This window comes from Pseudoduganella albidiflava, from assembly GCF_004322755.1.
Lineage (GTDB): Bacteria > Pseudomonadota > Gammaproteobacteria > Burkholderiales > Burkholderiaceae_D > Rugamonas > Rugamonas albidiflava.
The window spans coordinates 7,241,745-7,262,763 of the sequence record NZ_CP036401.1 but is presented as its reverse complement, the minus strand read 5'-3'; the positions used below and the strand labels follow the sequence as shown (position 1 = coordinate 7,262,763).

The window sequence follows — 21,019 nt, the reverse complement described above, 5'->3', positions numbered from 1 at the left end:
GAAGGCGACCGGAGAGGGGCGCCGATTAAACCTTCGAACTTGCTTCCGCAGTGACGAAATGCCTGACGGAAACAGGCTCCACTATACCGGAGAAGATTTCCACAGGGCATATTTTTTTCCGCTAACGACCGTGCTTGAAGAACGTGCAACCTTATCGTCTCTGGTGAAAATTTCCTTTGAAATCAATGTCCTGCGAAATCGATTCGGCGATACGAGGCGAAATGTCATTCGCCTGTCACGTAAACGGGCGCTTATTCCCCGTTTGCCCAGGACACGGGCGTTGCGCTAAATCGACACTGGCAAATCGCTATTCACGGTTAACTGGAAATAGACACAACGATGCCGGGCGGAACGCCCCACAGGTGATGCAGGAATGCTATCGATGGGCGAAGGGATGGCTGGCCAAAGTCATGCCGGCGGCATCTTGAGGATGCGCCTGCCGAGATGACCATGCTCGCGGCGGACTTGTAAACAAGCGGACTAGTTGCGCGGATGGCAAGAAGGTGGTGGCCGAATGGCGCCAATGACTACAGCAATGACTACGGGGCCAATGACTATAGGACCAATGACTACGGGGCCAATGACAAGCAGGGCCAATGACAAATAGGGAGCACTGCGAGCGGAGTGTTTTTCGTCATTCTTTTCGAGCTTCTGGAGTGGCCGGCTGGAAGCCCGAAACAACGAAAACGTTCTTGCCTTTCACCGCCGGCGCAATGGTGAAAATATAAGGAACGTGCTCGCCGTCGAGCTCGACGGTAGCCTTGCAGGCACGCACACGCGTCGTGCTGGCATAGCTAACCTCGTCGAGGCTCTTCACCGTTGGCTCGGAAACGCGTTTGCGAAGTGCCGGCGCATCGATCTTGTCCAGGCCCGGGCCCAGCAACAATTGCTCGATGGTGCGCCGTGTACTGTCCTCCGAGCAGCCGGGCGCGGGGGCCGGCCGAAAGATCGCCCATGCCAACAGCCCCGCGACGAGCACCCCTGCGACCTTGAACACGCGCTTGCGCCGCCGCCGTGCCGGTTCGCGCAGGACCCATTCCAGGTTTTCCAGCATGCGAGCCATTTTCGGCTCGCCGGCGGGATTGCCGGCAATCCGCACCTTCGCCAGGCGGTCCGGGCCGACGATGCCTTTTCCAGCCATCCACGCGAGCAGGTCACCCGGCCCCCTCGCGACGGTTTCTTCGGGCCCGATCGCTGCCAACGCACGGTCGCACTCATCCTGGGTAATCCATTTCGCTCCGAGCAGCTGGCGGAACCAGACGCGCTGCAGTTCGTCGCTCTCCAACACCAGGCCGAGCGCTGCCTCGATCGCCTCCAGGTAACGCGCCCGTTCGTCGCCGGTGTAGGTAGCTGTCACGTGTGCTTCGGCCTGTTCCAGCACCTGCTCGTCGATGATGTTATCCACCCGCATCCACAGCAGGGGATCGATCAGGCCTCGATTCACCCGGAATTCGTCATAGGAAGGATCGGCCAGGGCTCGCCTGCGGTGCTCGGCGGTGATGATGCCGGCCGCGTGCAGGATATCCAGTGGGTGCGTGGAAGAAGTAACGGTCACAAGACTTGCGTGAAGTGAGATTGCTTATTTTACAATGACAGCTCTGCGCGACAACATGGGATCGCTGGCATCATCCGTTGCGAATCAGATCACCTTCACAGCCGGCTTCCCTCCCCGTTGCCGGGCCGGCGTTCGCGCCAGCATGGCTTCTAGAAATCAGCCATTTTGAAACCGTCCCACGCAAAGTCCGTACGTTCGATGGTGAAGTAATAAAAAGAACCTGGATCGTTACCATCCCTGCCGCTTGTATTGCCGACAATAATGCTGGCCTTGCATGTACGTCTCCAGGGAGAACGAGAGCGTGCTTTGCCCGAACGGCCGATTTCCATAATTTCCTGTATGACCGGTGCGGGCTTGTCCGGCTTGCCCCAGCCATTTCCAGGCCAAAACATGTCGCGCTTCGCCAGCCGCTCCTGGACTTTCTCTACCACGATGGGATCCCAGCATTCGGGCAGCGGATCGGCCGTCGTCAGGTCATAAAATCCCATGACGGCAGCGATGAAGAGCAGCATGAGTACGGGTGGCACAAGCCAGCCCAGCCATGGATTTGGCGGCGCCTGGGGAAGGTGCGGCCCTGCGTGAGCGCTCCATCGCATGTCGCTGATAGCGTTATCCAGGTCGGCCAGGATACCGGCACGGGAAGCGGTGCGGTGCGGCCCCTTGGCGGAACGGATTTCTTCGAGCCGTCCGGGGCCGAGAACCCCGGCTGAATCCATCCACAACAGCACACGCCCTGGTGTCGAGGCAACCTTCCTGCAGGGATCGCTGGCAGCAAGGGCGCGATGGCGTTCCGGCCGGGTAATCAGCCGCGCGGACAGCAAGGCGTCCAGCGCGGGCTTGTTCACGTTCTCGCGTTCGGCGAGCTGAAACAGGGCTCCGGCAATCGCAGCCTGCAACTGGGCCCGCTGCCTGGCGGTACCGGTGCCCGCAGCATGACGGGAAGATCGCAGCAACCCGGGATCGTCGAGGATACCGCTCGAGACCAGCCACGCGAGGCAGACATCGCGCCCCTCGGGCAACCGGCACGCACCAGGATGGATCACTGCCATATCTTTCTGAGCCAGGGTGATGATCCCGGCATCCTGCAACCAGTCCAGGTGCGAGGCAAGCGATGCGTTTGTCGTCATTCAGGAAATACTGAAAGAACCATGTCGATAACGAAAAGCCCGCTGTTCTTTCGAACAGCGGGCTGTGATCTGCAAAGAATTATCGGTACATCAGAACGGAATATCGTCATCCATGTCCGAGAAGTTCGGTGCCGGCTTCGGTGCCGGCCGTGGGGCCGGAGCGGCAGCCTGCTGCGGGCGCGGGGCCGGACGGCTTGGCGGCGCATCGTAGCCGCCCATGTCGTCGCCACCCATGGCGTCGCCGCCGCCCATGCCCTGGCGGCCGCCCAGCATCTGCATTTCCTGCGCGATGATGTCGGTGGCGTATTTTTCAACGCCATCCTTGTCCGTGTACTTGCGGGTCTGCAGGCGGCCCTCGACGTAGACCGACGAACCCTTCTTCAAGTACTGGCCGACGATTTCCGCCAGGCGCCCGAAGAACGAGATGCGGTGCCACTCGGTGATTTCCTTCTGTTCGCCCGTGTTGCGATCCTTCGACTTGAAGGATGTGGCAACGGCAATGTTGGCGATGGCATCGCCGCTCGGCATGTAGCGGATCTCCGGATCGCGGCCCAGGTTGCCGACGATGATGACTTTATTGACAGATGCCATGTAGTACTCCTGCGTGAATATTTAGCAAACGATCATTATAAGACAGCGCCTGTGGACCACGGGCCACACGGCAGATGAATTTTGGGGTATTTCCAGGTAATTCCGGGTAAGTTCGGATGCAACTTCGGATGCAAGTTCGGGAAATTTCCGCGTGAGGTGCGCAGCGGATTTTGAATACTGGTATTATATACAGTATTCATCAGCCACGGCTAGTTCGCGTCCTGACCCGCATCAAAATGTTCTAATGGTCTTGAAATCGAATCGAACGCCAGCATTGTGGCTTGGTTGGTCTCCGGACGCCGCACACGCCAAGCGGGTGACAGTTCAGGTTGGCCGTCCCTGTCGTTTTTCCTCGCATACTCAAGGCACATACATACATGGAAGAAATCCGCATCCGCGGCGCGCGTACCCATAACCTGAAGAACATCAACCTCGATCTGCCTCGCAACAAGCTGATCGTGATTACCGGGCTGTCCGGCTCCGGCAAGTCGTCGCTGGCGTTCGACACGTTGTACGCCGAGGGCCAGCGCCGCTATGTCGAATCGCTGTCGGCCTATGCGCGCCAGTTCCTGCAGTTGATGGAGAAGCCGGACGTCGACCTGATCGAAGGGCTGTCGCCGGCCATCTCGATCGAGCAGAAGGCCACGTCGCACAATCCGCGCTCCACCGTCGGCACCGTGACGGAAATCCACGATTACCTGCGCCTGCTGTATGCCCGCGTGGGCACGCCGTATTGCATCAACCACCCTGACCATGCGCTGTCGGCGCAATCGGTGTCGCAGATGGTCGATGCCGTGCTGGCCATGCCGGAAGGCACCAAGCTGATGATCATGGCGCCGGTGGTGGCGAACCGCAAGGGCGAGCACGTCGACCTGTTCGAGCAGATGCAGGCCCAGGGCTTCGTGCGCTTCCGCGTGCAGAGCGGCACGCACGATGCGAAGATCTACGAAGTGGACGACCTGCCGAAGCTGAAGAAAACGGAAAAGCACACGATCGACGTGGTCATCGACCGCGTGAAGGTGACTCCGGAAATCAAGCAGCGCCTGGCCGAAAGTTTCGAGACGGCGCTGCGCCTGGCCGACGGCCGCGCGGTCGCCTATGACATGGATGCCGGCACGGAGCATGTGTATTCGAACAAGTTCGCCTGCACCAGCTGCGGCTATTCGCTGCAGGAGCTGGAGCCGCGCCTGTTCTCGTTCAATAACCCGATGGGCGCCTGCCCCGAGTGCGACGGCCTGGGCCATATCGAGTTCTTCGATCCGAAGCGGATCGTGGCATTCCCCAACCTGTCGCTGGCTTCCGGTGCCGTCAAGGGCTGGGACCGCCGCAATCAATTCTATTTCTCGATGCTGCAAAGCCTGGCGAACCATTATGGTTTCGACCTCGATGCGCCATTTGAAAAACTGAACGCCACCGCGCAGAACGCCGTGCTCCATGGCTCGGGCAAGACGAACATCCCGTTCTCGTATGTCAATGAACGCGGCCGTGCCGTCGTCAAGGAACATGCGTTCGAAGGCGTGGTCAACAACCTGGCGCGGCGCTACCGTGAAACGGATTCGATGGCCGTGAAGGAAGAACTGGCCAAGTTCATCAACGAAAAGAAATGCCCCACCTGCGAAGGCGCACGCCTGCGCGTGGAAGCACGCCACGTGAAGGTCGGTACCGGCAAGCAGGAAAAGGCGATCTACGAGATCGCCGAGAAGCCGCTGCGCGACACGCTGTCGTTCTTCGAGCAGCTGAAGCTGAAAGGCGCCAAGCGCGACATCGCCGACCGCATCATCAAGGAAATCGTGGCGCGCCTGTCCTTCCTGAACAACGTGGGCCTGGATTACCTGTCGCTCGACCGTTCGGCCGATACCCTGTCCGGCGGCGAAGCGCAGCGCATCCGCCTGGCGTCGCAGATCGGTTCCGGGCTGACCGGCGTGATGTACGTGCTCGACGAGCCGTCCATCGGCCTGCACCAGCGCGACAATGACCGCCTGATCGACACGCTGAAGCACCTGCGCGACATCGGCAACAGCGTGCTGGTGGTGGAGCACGATGAGGATGCCATCCGCACCGCCGACTATATCGTCGACATGGGCAAGGGCGCCGGCGTGCATGGCGGCGACGTGATCGCGGCCGGTTCGCTGAAGGATATCCTGAAGAACAAGGAATCGCTGACGGCGCAGTACCTGAACGGTTCGCTGAAGATCGACGTGCCGAAGAAGCGCCATCCGGCGGACCCGAACCGCCAGCTGGTGATCACGGGTGCCAAGGGCAACAACCTGAAGAACCAGACGCTGTCGGTGCCGGTCGGCCTGCTGACCTGCGTGACGGGCGTTTCCGGTTCCGGCAAATCGACCCTGGTGAACGATACGCTGTATCCGGCCCTGTCGCGCCACCTGTACGGTTCGCAGACGGAACCGGCGGAACACGAGACCATCAGTGGTCTGGAACATTTCGACAAGGTGATTTCCGTCGACCAGGCGCCGATCGGCCGTACGCCGCGCTCGAATCCGGCCACCTATACGGGCCTGTTCACGCCGATCCGCGACCTGTTCGCCACGGTACCGACGGCGAAGGAACGAGGCTACAGTGCCGGCCGTTTCTCGTTCAACGTGAAGGGCGGCCGCTGCGAGGCCTGCCAGGGCGATGGCGTGCTGAAGGTGGAGATGCACTTCCTGCCGGACGTCTACGTGCCGTGCGATGTCTGCCACGGCAAGCGCTACAACCGTGAAACGCTGGAAGTGCATTACAAGGGCAAGAGCATCACCGAAGTGCTGGACATGACGGTGGAAGACGCGCACACGTTCTTCAAGCCCGTGCCGACCATCGCCCGCAAGCTGCAGACACTGCTCGACGTGGGCCTCGGCTATATCAAGCTGGGGCAAAGCGCCACCACGCTTTCCGGCGGCGAAGCGCAGCGCGTGAAACTGTCGCTGGAACTGTCGAAACGCGACACGGGGCGCACGCTGTATATCCTGGATGAGCCGACGACGGGGCTACACTTCCACGACATCGACCTGCTGCTGAAGGTGATCCATCGCCTGCGCGACCAGGGCAATACGCTGGTGATCATCGAGCACAACCTGGACGTGATCAAGACCGCCGACTGGATCGTCGACCTGGGCCCCGAAGGCGGTGCCGGCGGCGGACGCATCATCGCCACCGGTACGCCGGAAGAGGTGGCGGCCAATCCGGACAGCGTGACGGGCAAGTACCTGGTGCCCCTGCTGAAGAAGAAGTAAGCGCTGGAGGAGCAAGCGCTGGAGAGATTACCCTTCAGGCCTGCCGGCTTGCCGCCTGCTCGCGCCGTACTTCGGCCAGCAGGTGGCCGGCCGGCGAATCATGGGCCGCACCACTATCGAGGGTGAACTCCAGGTATTTGACCGCCAGCGGATAGTCGCGGGCGGCCCGGTAGCACAGGGCGATCAGGTAGAGCAATTCCGTATTGTCCGGTTCACATGGCAGCAGCCCGCCCAGGTGGTTGAGTGCATCGGGCAGGGTCGCCGGATCCTTCATCAGCTGCTTGGCCTGGTGGATATGCGCCTGGAAGTTGAACATCACCTTGGCCTGGCGGCGCACGTCGGCGAAGAATGCCGCATAGTCCACGCCGTTGGCAACGTCGCGCAGGTCGCCGACGAACTGGATCGCCGCGGCCGCCTCCCCCACCAGGCGCCGCAACTCCTCATTGTCGAAATCACCTCGGCTGGCCCGGGCAAAAAACGCGTTGCTGCAGTTTTGCTGGTCGGCGTCCAGCTTGAAGGGCGTGCTGCCGTCGCCGCACTCCGCCCGGACGCCCTGGAACGTGCAGCGGTGGCCACCCCAGTCCAGGCAGTAGAAGGCGCTGACGATCCGGTAGTAGATCGCCAGCAGCAACGCATATTCGCGCCGTTCCAGCAGCAGCGGCAGCACATGGTCACGCACGTTCTGGCTGACCGCGGTCGCGAAGATCTCGTGTTGCACGAAGTGCATGAATTGCGGGAAGTGAGGCTGGAACGGCGGATAGAAGCGCAGGTAGTGCGCGCTCTTTCCCGAGGCCGGGAAACGGTATTCGCCGAAGTCCAGGCTGCACAGCTTCAGCAAATCCTGGCGATGGCCGAACAGCAGCTTGTCATCGATATAGAACGGCGCCAGCATGGAGCTCGACAACACCGAGACCTTCTCGCGGAACACCCGCAGATGGATACCCTGGGGGTCCATGATCCCGCTGTCCTTGCGTGCAAGGAAGGTCACCGCATCGGCATCGATATGGCAGTCGGTACGGGTCTTGAAGACATGGCTCGTTCCGGTCGCCCCCTCCAGGCCGCGCCGCAGCGTCATCGACTGCCGGAAACCATTGAAGCGGTCGCAGGCCAGGCGCGGATCCACCGCCGTGACAACGCGCAGCTGGTAACGCTCTGCCAGGCTTTTCAGGTACTCGCTGTGCTCCAGCGCGGTGTCGACCCAGGTCGAGAACACCATGTCCGTAACGCATGGCTGGGCGGAGAGTTCCGCCAGGCTGCGTTCGAACAGGGCCTTGTCGCGCAGCTGGCCGGTAAAGAGAACGGTCACTTTTTTCTCTTGCATGGTTTCTCCTCGGTGCGACGCGCGGTGTTCTCGGGCGGCGCGCCTGGCCGCCGCGGCAATGGGCCACCCGGCCGGCAGCATCAAGGGTCATGTGCCCCACCGATGTGCAATGCGGCTCAGTAGAAGCAAAAATCCTCATTGCTGTCCGGGACGAGCCGCACGGCGTCGGCCACAACATACCATACGAGCCCGGCAAAGGGCACGACCAGCAACCAGAGTGCAAGCATCCCAACCTCCCAGTTCAGTTATCGATTCACTATTCGCTGAATTTCCAGCGCGATTTGCAGCTCGCTTGCCGGCTCGCTTACCAGCCCGTTCTTCAGCTTGTTCTTCAGCTCGCTCTTCAGCCCGATGCTGTCTGCCGGCACGTTATTTCGCACAGGTGTGCGAAATTTTGGCAGACATTCCGTAGCCCGTGCCGGAGCCTTATTCCACTTCGTTGAAACTCTTGTAGGTCGAGATCAGGCGGTTGAAGGCCCGGGTCATGCGCTTCGGCGCCGTGTCGTCGCGCAGGAAGCGCACGTCGTGCATCACGCCGATGATCAGGCTGTAGATTTCAAACACGAGCTGTTCGGGATCGGTATCGGGCCGCAGGTGCCCCGCTTCCATCGCCTGCAGCACGGTCTTGCGCAGCGATGCGCGCCAGCGCGCCACGCCCTGCTCCAGCCGATCGCGCAGCGGGCCGGCCAGGTCGTCGAATTCGAAGGCCCCCGCGGTGTACAGGCAGGCGCCGCGCGGCGCTTCGTCGCCGATCTTCTTCAGCCATTGGTTGACTTGCGAGATCAGCCGCGGCAAGCCCTTCGGTACCGCCATCGACGGCATGAAGACTTCTTCCGCAAAGCGGCGGTCGTATTCATCCAGCACCGCGGCCTGCAGCGTTTCCAGCGAACCGACCCGCGAGAACACGCCGCTCTTGCTGATGCCCGTGCGCTTGGCCAGCTCGCCCAGCGACAGCTTGCCGATGCCTTCGGCGGCGGCCATGTCCATCGCCGCGGCAATGATGGTGGCATAGGTGGTTTCGCTTTTCGCGGTGGCTTGTCCGATCGTCATGACCGCACTTTAGCACACCTGTGCGAAACAACAAGGAAAAGCTGCGAAGAACCACGCCGCTGCCTGCCGGACGCCACGAGCGCGTGAATGATCCGACAATCGAGCCTGGCCACACAACAGGGAGGAACATGGACGGTATCGCATTGTGGGCCCAGGCCGGTTTCTGGGGGTTGGTGGCGGGCGCGGCACTGCTGCTGGGGGCCGCCGCCGGCTACTGGATGCGGGTACCGCAGCGGCTGATCGCCGCCATCATGGCATTCGGCAGTGGCGTGCTGATCTCGGCCTTGTCGTTCGACCTGATGGAAGAAGCGTTCCGCCAGGGCGGGTTCAATGCCACCGCGATCGGCTTCCTGGGCGGCGCCATCGTCTTCACGGCGGCCAACCGGGTACTGGCATCGTTCGGCGCCAAGCACCGCAAGCGCTCCAGCGGGCGGCAGGCGGACGAAGGCAACGGCCTTGCGCTGGCGCTCGGCGCGCTGATGGACGGGATACCGGAATCGATCGTCATCGGCCTGTCGCTGCTGAAAGGCGGCGCCGTCAGCACCGTCACGGTCGCGGCCATTTTCCTGTCGAATATCCCGGAAGGGCTGTCCAGTGCCGCCGGCATGAAGCGCGCCGGCCGTTCGGTGGGCTATATCTTCGGCATCTGGGGTGGCATCGCGCTTGCATCGGGCGCCGCGGCGCTGGTCGGCTACACGGTATTCCAGCGCTTCTCGCCGGCCGTGGTGGCCGCCACAACCGCGGTCGCGGCAGGCGCGATCCTGGCCATGCTGGTCGACACGATGATCCCCGAAGCGTTCGAGGAAGCGCATGACTACGCCGGCCTGATCACCGTGGCCGGCTTCCTGGCCGCCTTTGCGCTCTCCAAGCTGGGCGGCGCATGACGGCGCCGCGCTCGCATCACGAAAAGTTGCCGGAAAAATGGGGACGGACCCCATTTTTGAGGAAACATTCCTGCTTTATCGTGCCGGCAGCGATTCCAGCAATGCCGCGGTGTCGGCCGCGCCCATTTTTCTCGCCGCATCCAGGCTCGACACGCCGGCGGCATCGACAGCGAAGGGATCGGCGCCCCGTTCGATCAGCATGCGCGCAAGGTCGACACGGTTGAACATCGCGGCGAACATCAGCGGGGTCTTGCCATCGCGGCCCGGGCCGTCGGGCCGCGCGCCACCGTCGAGCAGCAGCGTGGCGATCGCGAGGTCGCCCTTGAAGGCGGCGCCCATCAGCGGGCTCTGGCCGGCGTCGTTCTGCAATTCAGGATCGGCACCGTGCTCCAGCAGCACCTGCGTCGTCTCCGGGTGGCCGTTGTAGCTGGCCAGCATCAGCAGGCTGTCGCCGCGCTCGTTGCGCAGGTTGGCCGGCATGCCCTGGGACAGCAGGGTGGCCAGCTCCGCCGTTTCGCCACCCCGCGCCATCTGGAAGACCTTGCGGGCAAAGGCGAGGGTTTCGTCGTCGATCTGGCTGGCGTCCGCGGGCGGACGCTGGGATTCGTGGCCTTGCATGATTGCTCCCTGTGTAATCGGTTGCCGGATATTACCTCAGGCATCCGCTGTTCGCTTCTCTTCAGGGAAGGAATCGTTGCGTGCGAAAATGTCACTTTTTGTCCAGCCACGATGATTACCCGGTTTTCCGATAACAAACGTCTTCTCATGCCGCTGGCCACCGGCGCACTGTACGGCCTGACGCTGCGGCTGATGTTCACCTGGGAGCTCCTGGATGGCGTCCTGGAGATCGTCTCGACTGCCTTCCTCGTGGTGGCACCTTTGTGCGTGGGCGCGCTGGCAGTATTCATGATGGGCGGCGAGCAGCGCATCACAGTGGGCCAGGCCCTGCGCGTATCCGCCCACGCGATGATGTGGTTCCTGCTGGCGATGCTGGTGCTTTTCCTGGAAGGCATCATCTGCCTGGTCCTTGTGGCGCCCGTGTATTTCGTTGCCGCCATGATCGGCGGGGCCGTGGCACGCTGGTTCATCCATCGCGGCATGGCCTCGCGCGGCACGCTTTCCGCCTTTGCGATCCTGCCCTTGCTGGCCGGGCCGTTCGAAGCCGCGCAAGACCCCGTGCAGAGCGAACAGGTGATCGTCGACTCGATCCGCATCGCTGCCCCGCCGGAAATCGTCTTCGACCAGCTGGCGCAGGTGCGCGATATCCGTCCGGACGAACTGGGCTTTTCCTTCCTTCACCTGATCGGGCTGCCAAGGCCGGTGGCGGCGGACATGCATGGCGAAGGAAGCGGCGCCGTGCGGATTTCCCGCTGGGAGAAGAACGTGCGCTTCGAGGAAGTGATCACGACCTGGAACCGGCCGTATGCGATGCATTACCGTTTCCATATCCCGCCCGGCTCGATTCCGCGCGACGCACTGGATCGCCATGTGGAAATGGGCGGCGAATATTTCACCGTGATCGATGGGGGCTATGACCTGGCCCGCACCAGCGATGGCGGCACCCTGCTGACCTTGCGCACCCGTTTCGCCAACCGCTCCCAGCTCAAGCTGTATGGAAACCTGTGGGGCAAGATGGTGCTGCACGATTTCCACGGGTCGATCCTGGGCCTGATACGCTCCCGCGCGGAGGCGGCGTCGAAGGGGGCCTGAACAACAAGGAGGCACTAACGGCAGGGACTGAACGCTAAAGGGGCCTGAACGATAAGGGGGCCTGAACGCTAAAGGGGCCTGAACGCTAAAGGGGCTCGAACGATCAAGGGCCTGCCCGACAAAGGGCGCGCCGTTCCGGAACAGGCGCTGTCGGGACGGCGAAAAAAAAGCGCGCACCTTGCGGCGCGCGCTTCAACGCATCAAGCCTTGAACTGGCGCGGGATCAGCCGCCCAGGCGCTGCTCCAGCTTGGCCTTGTTGGCCAGCAGCTCTTCCGGCAGGCGGTAGGCCAGCTTGTCGAACAGTTCGGTGTGCAGCTTCAGTTCTTCGCGCCAGGCATCCTTGTCGATCGACGTGATCGTCTCGAATTCTTCCGGCGAGAACGGAATGCCGTCCCAGTGCAGGTCGCCATAGCGCGGCGTGGTGCCGAACAGCGTTTCGATGCCGCCGGCCGTGCCTTCGATGCGTTCCAGCATCCACTTCAGCACGCGCATGTTGTCGCCGAAGCCAGGCCACACGAAGTGGCCATGCTCGTCGGTGCGGAACCAGTTGACGCAGAAGATCTTGGGCAGCGCGGCCGGGTTGGTGGCCGACACCTTCTTGCCAAGGTCCAGCCAGTGCTGGAAGTACTCGCTCATGTTGTAGCCGATGAACGGCAGCATCGCGAACGGATCGCGGCGCACCACGCCCATCTGGCCAGCGGCGGCGGCGGTGGTTTCCGAACCCATGGTCGCGGCCATGTACACGCCTTCGACCCAGTCGCGCGCCTCGGTGGCCAGCGGCACCGTGGTGGAACGGCGGCCGCCGAAGATGAAGGCCGAGATCGGCACGCCGGCCGGATCGTCCCACGCCGGGTCGATCACCGGGTTCTGCACGGCGGACACGGTGAAGCGCGCGTTCGGGTGCGCGGCCTTGGTGCCCGATGCCGGCGTCCAGTCCTTGCCCTGCCAGTCGACCAGGTGCGCAGGCGCTTCCTTGGTCATGCCTTCCCACCACACATCGCCGTCGTCGGTCAGCGCCACGTTGGTGAAGATGACGTTTTCCTTCAGCGAAGCCATGCAGTTGAAGTTGGTCTTCTCGTTGGTGCCCGGCGCCACGCCGAAGTAGCCCGCTTCCGGATTGATCGCATACAGGCGGCCATCGGCACCCGGCTTGATCCAGGCGATGTCGTCGCCGATCGTGGTGATCTTCCAGCCCTTGAAGGTGGCCGGCGGAATCAGCATGGCGAAGTTGGTCTTGCCGCACGCGGACGGGAACGCCGCCGCCACGTAGTGCTTCTTGCCTTCCGGCGATTCCACGCCCAGGATCAGCATGTGTTCGGCCAGCCAGCCCTTGCCGCCCTGCTGCGCTTCCTGGTAACCCATGTTCGACGCGATGCGCAGCGCAAAGCATTTCTTGCCCAGCAGCGCGTTGCCGCCGTAGCCGGAACCGTAGGACCAGATTTCACGGGTTTCCGGGAAATGCACGATGTACTTGGTCTTGTTGCATGGCCATGGCACATCCTTCTGGCCGGCAGCCAGCGGCGCGCCCACGGTGTGCACGCACGGCACGAAATCGCCGTTCTCGCCCAGCACGTCGTACACGGCCTTGCCCATGCGCGTCATGATGCGCATGTTGACGGCCACGTAAGGCGAGTCGGACAGTTCGACGCCGATGTGCGCGATCGGCGAACCCAGCGGGCCCATCGAGAACGGCACCACGTACAGCGTGCGGCCGACCATGGCGCCGTCGAACAGGCCGTTCAGCGTGCCGCGCATTTCATTCGGGTCGATCCAGTTGTTGGTAGGGCCGGCGTCTTCCTTCTTTGCCGAGCAGATGAAGGTGCGGTCTTCGACACGTGCCACGTCGGTAGGATCCGAGCACGCCAGGTAGGAATTCGGCCGCTTGGCCTCGTTCAGTTTTTTCATCGTGCCCGCGGCTACCATCTCGGCGCACAGGCGGTCATACTCTTCCTGCGAGCCGTCGCACCAGTAGATGCGATCGGGCTTCGTCAGCGCGGCCACTTCGGCCACCCAATTGATCAGCTTTTGATGTTTGATGTAAGCTGGTGCGTTCATCGCGGCAACGCCCTCCATCAGGGGTTGGTTCATGGTACTACCTCCAATGCCAATTAAGAATTCTGTCTCGTCCCGCGGAATTGTCCCGGCGGCAGGATCGTCGTCAGCTTTTGGCTAGCTCGCCCGGAACCGCATCCATCAGGTAAGAATGCGCGGCGATGCACGGCGGTCTGTCAGTGCGCCCGATTGCCAGATGGGCAAGATCGAGGGCGCGCTCCTGGCGCTTTTCAACGTGGATCCACAATAAATTCGCATCGGATGCGGCGTGAATTCGACGTTGATTGTTAGCGCTGCTACAGGAGAAGGAACGAATAATTGCCGGAGCGCATGCATGGCGCTCAACGGCGTGATCGATTGTACACCTGCCCTTTCGGCTTTCCGACAAAAATGTAGGAAAAATGGTTGACTAAAGTAGTAAGCTATTTGAGATATTCACAATCTCGTTAACTAGCTACTAATTCAAAAGGAATTTCATCTAACTCCCATGAAAATTGCCATACTCGACGATTACCAGGATGCCGTGCGCGAACTGGACTGCTTTTCACTTCTCGACAGTCATGACGTAAAAGTATTCAATCACTCCACGCGCGGGCTCGGCCAGCTGGTGGCCCGGTTGGCGCCATTCGATGCGCTGGTGCTGATCCGCGAGCGGACCCAGCTCAACCGCGCCTTGCTGGCCAAGTTGCCGAACCTCAAATTGATATCGCAAACAGGGAAAGTGAGCGGGCATATCGACGTGGCTGCCGCCACCGAGTTCGGCATTGCGATCGCGGAAGGTACCGGTTCGCCGGTGGCCCCGGCCGAGCTGACGTGGGCGCTGATCATGGCGGCCCAGCGCAAGATCGTGCCGTATGCCTCGCACCTGAAGGAAGGCACGTGGCAAACCGTGTCGACCAGCCAGCCCTTCAATACCCTCGGCACGGTATTGAACGGACGCACCCTGGCCATCTGGGGTTACGGCAAGATCGGCAAGCTGCTGGCAGGCTACGGCAAGGCCTTCGGCATGGACGTGCTGGTCTGGGGCAGCGCCGACAGCCGCGCCCGCGCCACCGCCGATGGGTGCCGGGCCGCCGAGTCCCGCGCGGCATTCTTCGAGGAAGCGGATGTGCTGACCCTGCACCTGCGCCTGGCCGACGCCACGCGCGGCATCGTCACGGCGGACGACCTGGCCCGGATGAAGCCGACCGCGCTGTTCGTCAACACCAGCCGCGCCGAACTGGTGGCCGAGGGCGCGCTGGAAGGGGCACTGCGTTCCGGCCGCCCGGGCGCCGCCGCGCTGGACGTATTCGAGAACGAACCGCTGCCCGCCGACTCCATCCTGCTACGCATGCCGCACGTGCTGGCCACGCCGCACCTCGGCTACGTGGAAAAGGATAGCTACGAGCTGTACTTCAGCCACGCCTTCCGCAACCTGGTCGATTTCTTCGACGGGCAATGCGGCACGATCCTGAACCCGGACTACCGCACCAACGTGCGCGGCGTTAAAAGCTGAGTTCGCAAGGCTGAGCGTGCGAGAACCGCATCGATACGGCCGGGTGGCGAGATCCGCGCGTGTAAGGCTAAGCCTGTAAAGGCTGCGTACCGCAGTCGGGAATCAGCCCTCGGGAATGCCGGTGAGGTTGATGCGCGGCGCCGGCATGACGTGCACCTTCGACCACAGGCCGGCCCAGCCCGGCGGCCAGCCAATGTCGGGGCCGCTGTACGGCGCCAGCCCGGCGCGAACGGGAACCACGGGCACCGGCGGCATGTCCGTCAGCGGCGCGCCGTCCGGACGCTGCATGTGCAGGCTGTACATATACCCCGGGAGAAGCGCATCGCACACGCTGGCGAACCATGCCGTGTGATCTTCGTCGCGGCCCAGCGCCTGCGCCAGCCCCTGCGGGTCGAATTGCGCCAGCGCGTGGATCAGCTCTTCGGTGGTGGCGCCGGGCGAGTCGCCCCAGCCCATCACGGGATTGACGTTGTAGTCGGCACCCGAGCCATACCAGCCCTCGCGCCAGGAGCGCTGCATCCAGTCGCGCTGCCCGGTGAACATGTGCCAGCGCCAGTGCAGGCCGGAGGGTTTCGGCCACGAATACAGGTACAGCCGCTGGTAGCCGGCCTGGTGCAGGGCACGCACCATCGCCATCAGCCGCGCGTGGGGCATGCGGTCCGGCGGGGCGCGGCGGAACAGGATCGCTTCGCCATCGGCGAACTGCACTTCATCGGTGGAAAGATTCAGGTCGAGCGTGCGTGCCTCGCTGCCGAAGCGGGCCGCGATCCAGCCCGTCAGCAGGTTGACGGCCGTGATCACGCCATAGCCGCGATGGCGGTGGAAGATGACGGTTCCCGGGGCGAGCGCTTTCACGGACATGGCTGATGGGGGCAAAAAAACTAGTGTACTCAACGACGTGGCAACTTGCCAGCCGAGTACAAACAAACTTTTTTGTTGACTTGCCGGCGCGCGTGGAGGCTATCATTGGCCATTTCTGCCACCCACTTTACGAAACACCATGACTTTGCGCATCATCGCCACGGGCGGTACTTTCGACAAGCATTACAACGAACTGAACGGCACGCTGGGCTTCGCCGACAGCCACCTCCCCGCCGCCATTGCGCGGGCCCGCATCACCACCCCCGTCGAGCTGGAACTGCTGCCCCTGCTCGACTCGCTCGACATGCAGGATGCCGACCGGGAACGCGTGCTGGCCTCGTGCCAGGCCGCGCCGGAGAAGGCCATCGTCATCGTGCACGGTACCGACACGATGAAGGAAACCGCCGCCGTGCTGGGCCCCGCCGCACTCGACAAGACGATCGTCTTCACGGGCGCGATGATCCCCTACGAGATCGACGGTTCCGATGCCTTCTTCAACCTGGGCTTTGCGTGCGGCGTCGCGCAGGCGCTGCCGGCGGGCGTGTACGTGGCCATGAACGGCCGTATTTTTGCGTGGGACAACGTGCAGAAAAACCGTGCGGCGGGCGTGTTCCAGCCGAGGTAGTTGCGGGATGAAAAAAACGCATGCCGGGCAGTCAGCGCCCGGGCATGCGTGCTGTATTACGCGTGCTGTATTACGCGTGCTGTATTACGCGTGCAGTATTGCTGGTTTTTATTACGTCCCTCAGGCGGTACTGGCGTTAAATTAAGCTTTACCCAACACATTGAAAGCGCATGCATTCACCCCAAAAGCGAAGGGCTGGGGTCAGACCCGCCGGGTCTGACCCCGGAATTTGCACTTGGGGTGGGCTTATCTAAGCGGCATTGCCCCTCAGGCGGCGGCTTCGCCGCCCAGCGCCTCGACGACGTCCTTCAGCAGCTGCGACAGTTCGCCCGTCATCAGCATGAAATCGCCATCGAAACGCTCGTCGTCATTGCGGGTGACGGCATCGTTTTCCTTCAGCACGTCGAGCGGCTTGATGCTCTTGATCGCCAGCGACTCGGTCAGCACGAACGAGATCTTGCTTTCCCACGTCATGGCCAGGCGCGTGCACTGCTTGCCGGCCGCGATGTGGCGGCGCACTTCCTCGGGCTCCAGCGTGTGGCGCACGTAGCGCACGGCGGCCTTGCTCTCGCCGGTGGCGCGCAGCTCGGTATCCATGTCGACGGTGAAGCCGGCCGGCGCTTCGTCTTCCTGCAGCCATGCGGTCATCACGCCCACCGGCGAGCGCTGCACGCGCAGGCTTTCCAGCGGCAGGCGGTCGACCGCCTTCAGCAGCAGCTTGATCACGTCGTCGGCCTTGGCCGGGCTGGCGGCATCGACGACCAGCCAGCCGTTGACCGGGTCGATCCAGGTCCACACATTGCTGCGGATCGTGAAGGCGCGCGGCAGCAGTTCGTCGTGGACGCGCTCCTTCAGCTCCTTCATCGCTTTCTTGCCGGGAGCGAAACCTTGCTGTTCTTCCATCTCGGCGGCACGGGCCTTCGCTACCTGGTTGACCACGGTCGACGGCAGCAGTTTCTTCTCGGTGCCCAGCAACAGAAGCATCTGCTGGTTCACCACGTGCACCAGCGAACCGTTGCCGCGCGGCGAGTCCCAGCCCTGGCGCAGCATCTCATTGCTGCTGGCTGGCGTGAACGAGTGCGGACGCAGTGCTTCGTCGAGTTTTTCGGGAGCGAATGCCCACGGAGCGGGCAGTCGGTAGATCTGTAGATTCTTGAACCACATGCTCAAATGACCTTGTTTTACGCGTTGCAAAGCTCAGCATTTTACACCCGGCCCGGCGCAGGCACTACCGCGATTTTCGATGCGTCGGGGGCTGAAACGCTTGCACTCCAAAGCTGTATCCGATCTATTCGATCCGCATGAATTGCCATCCCTGACGGTCCTCAAGCCGTGGCTGCCGGCGCCCTTCTACTGTTGAGTGATTCCTCTCCTCAACCCTCAATGGAGCATCCCATGGCAGACGAAATGCGTGCAGCGGTGATGAAAAAAATGATCGATGCTATTCCACGCGGCAAGGTGCGGGCATGATCCGTAACTGGATGTCGCTTGCAGTGGCAGCATTGTTGACTTGTCACCTATCCGCATCCGGCGCAAACCGCCTCGAATCGCGTCCGTGGCCGCGCCCCGCGCCCTGCCCCGGCTGCATGACCCTGCAATTTGGCGAGCTGGAATTGCGTTTGCCCGATACATCGATCGATCGGGTATTCGCCTTTCCTGGCGCAACCGGTCTTCATCTGCTGCTTCGAGGCGCCCTGCCCGGACGCTCCTTGATCTTGCTTGGATCGCCACGACAAGAGGTCATCGGGAGATACCCTGAACTGCCTTGCAGTACCACCGGCCAACAATTTCTCGACATGCTCGGCCGCCCGAACGGCCACTCGCTGGCGCGCCAGGCAGAGGGAGTGGAAAGAGCCATCCGTTATACCAAGGCTTCCAAGGGCAGATTGCATGCTTACTGGATCGAAGCGGCAGAGGCCGAGACGCAAACGGTCCAGATCGTTGTCGAGGGTGGTGACACGGTGTACACGCTGGCTGGCGAATTGACACCGGAGTTGTATGACCTGGTGCTCGCCAACCTCCGCATCGCGCCAATCCCCTAGCCTCACACCGGAAACAGCTCCCCCTGCTCCCCCACCCGGTACCGCTCGGCCTCGTCGAGCGGTACCAGCGCGCTGACCCGTACGCCCAGCAACCGCAAGCGCTGGTCCAGCGGCACGCGCCGCAGGCATTCGCCGGCGGCGCGGCGGATCGTGGCTGCATCGGCCGTCGGCGACGGCAAGGTCACGTCGCGCGTCACGGTGCGGAAATCGGCATAGCGCAGCTTGATGCCCACGGTGCGGCCGGCGAAACGCTTGCGGTGCAGGTCGTCCGACAGTTTCGTGCACAGCCGCGTGAAAATCTCCGACAAGGTATCGCGGTCGTGCTTCGCGTGCAGGTCGCGCTCGAAGGTGGTTTCACGGCTCACGCCTTTCGGATCGGAACGGGTTTCCACCGCCCGCTCGTCATGCCCGTGCGCCACCCGGTGCAGCCATTCGGCGGAATGGAGGCCGAAGTGTTCCTGCAGCAGTTTCGGATCGGCCTGGGCCAGCTGGCCCACCGTCTCGATGCCGAGCGATGTCAGCTTCGCATAGGCTTTCGGGCCGATGCCGTTGATCTTCTTGGCCGACAGCGGCCAGATGCGCTTCGGCACGTCGTCGAAGCCGATGATGGTGAGCCCGTCCGGCTTGTCCAGGTCGGAACTGATCTTCGCCAGCAATTTGTTCGGCGCGATGCCGATCGAGCAGGTCAAGCCCGTGGCATCCTTCACGGCCGCCTTCAGCCGCATGCCGAGGGCGCGCGTTTCTTCCGGATGGTCGGTCAGGTCGAGGTAGATCTCGTCGATGCCGCGGTCCTCGATGTCCGGCACGATGGTGGCCACGGCTTCCTTGAACAGCCGCGAATAGCGCTTGTACGACTCGAAATCGGTCGGCAGCAGGATCGCCTCGGGCGCCAGCGCGGCGGCCTTCATCGTTCCCATCGCGGAAAACACGCCCAGTGCGCGCGCTTCGTAGGTGGATGTGGTGACGACCCCGCGGCCGGCGTAGTCGCGCAGCTTCGAGAAGCGGCGCGTGCCGTCCGGCTGCAGTACCGGCTGGTGGCGCGAGCCGCCGCCCACGACCACGGGCAAGCCGCGCAATTCCGGATAGCGCAGCAGTTCCACCGACGCGAAAAACGCATCCATGTCGAGGTGGGCAATGCGGCGCGGCGGGACCATGGCTTGTCGAGGCTGGGGAAAAGACTGAGCGTGGGAAAGACTGATACTGGGATTATATCCAGTATGCGGCAGCGCCCGCCAGCGCCCCGGAACGTTGTCACATTTGGTTTATTTTTCAATTACTTAGTGCCATTTTATCCATCGTATTTACGCAACAGTAGAGGCGCGCGGATATCGTGCGCGGGGGGAACACGCGTACCATCGGTTCTTTCAACCAGCCACGCGAACATGACACTCATTCCCCGTCTTTCCTGCTGTGTTGCTCTACTTGCCTGCGCGCTGCCCGCCACGGCGCAGACCTCGATCACGATCATGGGCGGTGTCGATGCCTTCGTGGGCTCGATGAAGAACAGCGGCGATGCCGACCGCACCACGGTACTGGGCAGCGGCGGCATGACCACGTCGTGGTTCGGCTTCCGCGGCAAGGAAGATCTGGGCGATGGCCTGTACGCGGAGTTCTACCTGACCGGCTTCTTCCAGACCGATACCGGCGTGTCCGGCCGTTTCGCCGGCGACAACCTGTTCTCGCGCGATGCCAACGTGGCGCTGGTCGGCCGCCTCGGCCGGCTGCAGGTGGGCCGCGCCTCGGCGCCCAGCTTCCTGCCCAACATCCTGTTCAACCCGTTCGGCGATTCGTTCACGTTCTCGCCGCTGGTGCTGCATTCCTACGTGCCCACCGGACCGTTCGCCGCGCGCACGTGGGCCTCGACGAACGCCGGCGACAGCGGCTGGAGCAACCAGGTGGTGTACACCACGCCATCGTTCGGCGGCCTGCGCGCCGGACTGCACTACCAGGCCGGCGAACGGGGCGGCGACTCGGATCGGAACAACCTGGCCATCAGCGCGATGTACAACAACGGCCCGCTGGCGCTGACGACGTTCGTGCACCGGGTACGCGCCAGCAACCCCAACTCGGGTGCCCCCATCATCGATGCCACGCGCAGTCCGGTGAACTACGCGCTGCTGGACGAACAGCGTGCCGTGTTCGTCGGCGCCACCTACGATTTCACGCGCATCAAGCTGTACGGCACATGGCAGCGCACCCTGAACGACGCGGCTGGCGCCGAAGGCTTGCGCGACCGCACCTATAGCGTGGGCTTCTCGATGCCCGCCGGCCCCGGCGCCGTGCTGTTCGACGTGGCCGATACGCGCCGCGGCGGCACGCTGTTCGGCACCGGGCGATCGCGCCGCACGGCATCGCTGGGCTACGACTACCGGCTGTCGAAACGCACCGATCTGTACACGGTCGCGATGCGCGATCGCATCACCACGCTGCCCTCCGCCATGAGCTATGGCGTGGGCGTGCGCCATTCATACTGAC

Annotated in this window: 17 protein-coding genes; 7 read left to right on the top strand and 10 right to left on the bottom strand. The window is 62.8% G+C overall.

Annotated elements, in window-relative coordinates; genetic code table 11:
- Positions 1–634: 634 nt before the first annotated feature.
- The 3 genes from EYF70_RS30250 to ssb all read right to left on the bottom strand — a co-directional run bounded on the left by EYF70_RS30250 (position 635) and on the right by ssb (position 3,273).
- Positions 635–1,555: a hypothetical protein gene (locus tag EYF70_RS30250; RefSeq protein WP_131148691.1), complete on the bottom strand. Its 921-nt coding sequence runs from the start codon at positions 1,553–1,555 to the stop codon at positions 635–637.
- Positions 1,556–1,704: 149 nt separating this feature from the next.
- Positions 1,705–2,682, bottom strand: coding sequence for a hypothetical protein (locus EYF70_RS30245; RefSeq protein ID WP_131148690.1), 978 nt, complete (start codon positions 2,680–2,682; stop codon positions 1,705–1,707).
- A 90-nt stretch (positions 2,683–2,772) separates the two neighbouring features.
- Positions 2,773–3,273, bottom strand: a complete 501-nt coding sequence (gene ssb, locus EYF70_RS30240; RefSeq protein ID WP_131148689.1) for a single-stranded DNA-binding protein — start codon at positions 3,271–3,273, stop codon at positions 2,773–2,775.
- A gap of 377 nt (positions 3,274–3,650) precedes the next feature.
- Between ssb and uvrA the strand changes: the two genes are divergently transcribed.
- A complete protein-coding gene (gene uvrA, locus EYF70_RS30235; RefSeq protein WP_131148688.1) occupies positions 3,651–6,503 on the top strand; it encodes an excinuclease ABC subunit UvrA in 2,853 nt (950 codons plus the stop codon).
- 34 nt (positions 6,504–6,537) lie between these two features.
- Here the strand turns inward: uvrA and EYF70_RS30230 are convergent, their stop codons facing one another.
- Both EYF70_RS30230 and EYF70_RS30225 read right to left on the bottom strand, forming a co-directional pair.
- Positions 6,538–7,824: a hypothetical protein gene (locus EYF70_RS30230; RefSeq protein ID WP_131148687.1), complete on the bottom strand. Its 1,287-nt coding sequence runs from the start codon at positions 7,822–7,824 to the stop codon at positions 6,538–6,540.
- A 426-nt stretch (positions 7,825–8,250) separates the two neighbouring features.
- Positions 8,251–8,874, bottom strand: coding sequence for a TetR/AcrR family transcriptional regulator (locus tag EYF70_RS30225; RefSeq protein ID WP_174800440.1), 624 nt, complete (start codon positions 8,872–8,874; stop codon positions 8,251–8,253).
- Between the two features lie 128 nt (positions 8,875–9,002).
- Here EYF70_RS30225 and EYF70_RS30220 point away from each other — a divergent pair, with 128 nt between their 5' ends.
- A complete protein-coding gene (locus EYF70_RS30220) occupies positions 9,003–9,758 on the top strand; it encodes a ZIP family metal transporter (RefSeq protein ID WP_131148686.1) in 756 nt (251 codons plus the stop codon).
- Between the two features lie 75 nt (positions 9,759–9,833).
- Here EYF70_RS30220 and EYF70_RS30215 read toward each other — a convergent pair whose 3' ends face one another.
- Positions 9,834–10,376 (bottom strand): ankyrin repeat domain-containing protein, encoded by a 543-nt coding sequence (locus EYF70_RS30215; RefSeq protein ID WP_131148685.1) that lies wholly within the window; start codon positions 10,374–10,376, stop codon positions 9,834–9,836.
- A 147-nt stretch (positions 10,377–10,523) separates the two neighbouring features.
- On the opposite strand from EYF70_RS30215, the gene EYF70_RS30210 reads away from it, so the two are divergent.
- A complete protein-coding gene (locus EYF70_RS30210) occupies positions 10,524–11,468 on the top strand; it encodes an SRPBCC family protein (protein ID WP_131148684.1) in 945 nt (314 codons plus the stop codon).
- A gap of 223 nt (positions 11,469–11,691) precedes the next feature.
- On the opposite strand, the gene EYF70_RS30205 is transcribed toward EYF70_RS30210, so the two are convergent.
- Positions 11,692–13,557, bottom strand: coding sequence for a phosphoenolpyruvate carboxykinase (GTP) (locus tag EYF70_RS30205; RefSeq protein WP_131148683.1), 1,866 nt, complete (start codon positions 13,555–13,557; stop codon positions 11,692–11,694).
- Between the two features lie 451 nt (positions 13,558–14,008).
- On the opposite strand from EYF70_RS30205, the gene EYF70_RS30200 reads away from it, so the two are divergent.
- Positions 14,009–15,016, top strand: coding sequence for a D-2-hydroxyacid dehydrogenase family protein (locus tag EYF70_RS30200; RefSeq protein WP_131148682.1), 1,008 nt, complete (start codon positions 14,009–14,011; stop codon positions 15,014–15,016).
- Positions 15,017–15,118: 102 nt separating this feature from the next.
- Here the strand turns inward: EYF70_RS30200 and EYF70_RS30195 are convergent, their stop codons facing one another.
- On the bottom strand, positions 15,119–15,871 hold the full coding sequence (locus EYF70_RS30195; protein WP_131148681.1) for an L-asparaginase: 753 nt from the start codon (positions 15,869–15,871) through the stop codon (positions 15,119–15,121).
- Between the two features lie 145 nt (positions 15,872–16,016).
- Here EYF70_RS30195 and EYF70_RS30190 point away from each other — a divergent pair, with 145 nt between their 5' ends.
- Complete coding sequence (locus EYF70_RS30190; protein ID WP_131148680.1) at positions 16,017–16,502, top strand: asparaginase domain-containing protein; 486 nt, start codon at positions 16,017–16,019, stop codon at positions 16,500–16,502.
- Between the two features lie 267 nt (positions 16,503–16,769).
- On the opposite strand, the gene EYF70_RS30185 is transcribed toward EYF70_RS30190, so the two are convergent.
- Entirely contained in the window at positions 16,770–17,666 is an 897-nt protein-coding gene (locus tag EYF70_RS30185; protein ID WP_131148679.1) for a recombination-associated protein RdgC, read from the bottom strand.
- A 302-nt stretch (positions 17,667–17,968) separates the two neighbouring features.
- Here EYF70_RS30185 and EYF70_RS30180 point away from each other — a divergent pair, with 302 nt between their 5' ends.
- Positions 17,969–18,544, top strand: a complete 576-nt coding sequence (locus tag EYF70_RS30180; protein WP_131148678.1) for a hypothetical protein — start codon at positions 17,969–17,971, stop codon at positions 18,542–18,544.
- 2 nt (positions 18,545–18,546) lie between these two features.
- On the opposite strand, the gene dinB is transcribed toward EYF70_RS30180, so the two are convergent.
- Positions 18,547–19,698, bottom strand: coding sequence for a DNA polymerase IV (gene dinB, locus EYF70_RS30175; protein ID WP_131148677.1), 1,152 nt, complete (start codon positions 19,696–19,698; stop codon positions 18,547–18,549).
- 228 nt (positions 19,699–19,926) lie between these two features.
- Between dinB and EYF70_RS30170 the strand changes: the two genes are divergently transcribed.
- Positions 19,927–21,018, top strand: coding sequence for a porin (locus EYF70_RS30170; RefSeq protein WP_131148676.1), 1,092 nt, complete (start codon positions 19,927–19,929; stop codon positions 21,016–21,018).
- The last annotated feature ends 1 nt before the right edge of the window (position 21,019 follow it).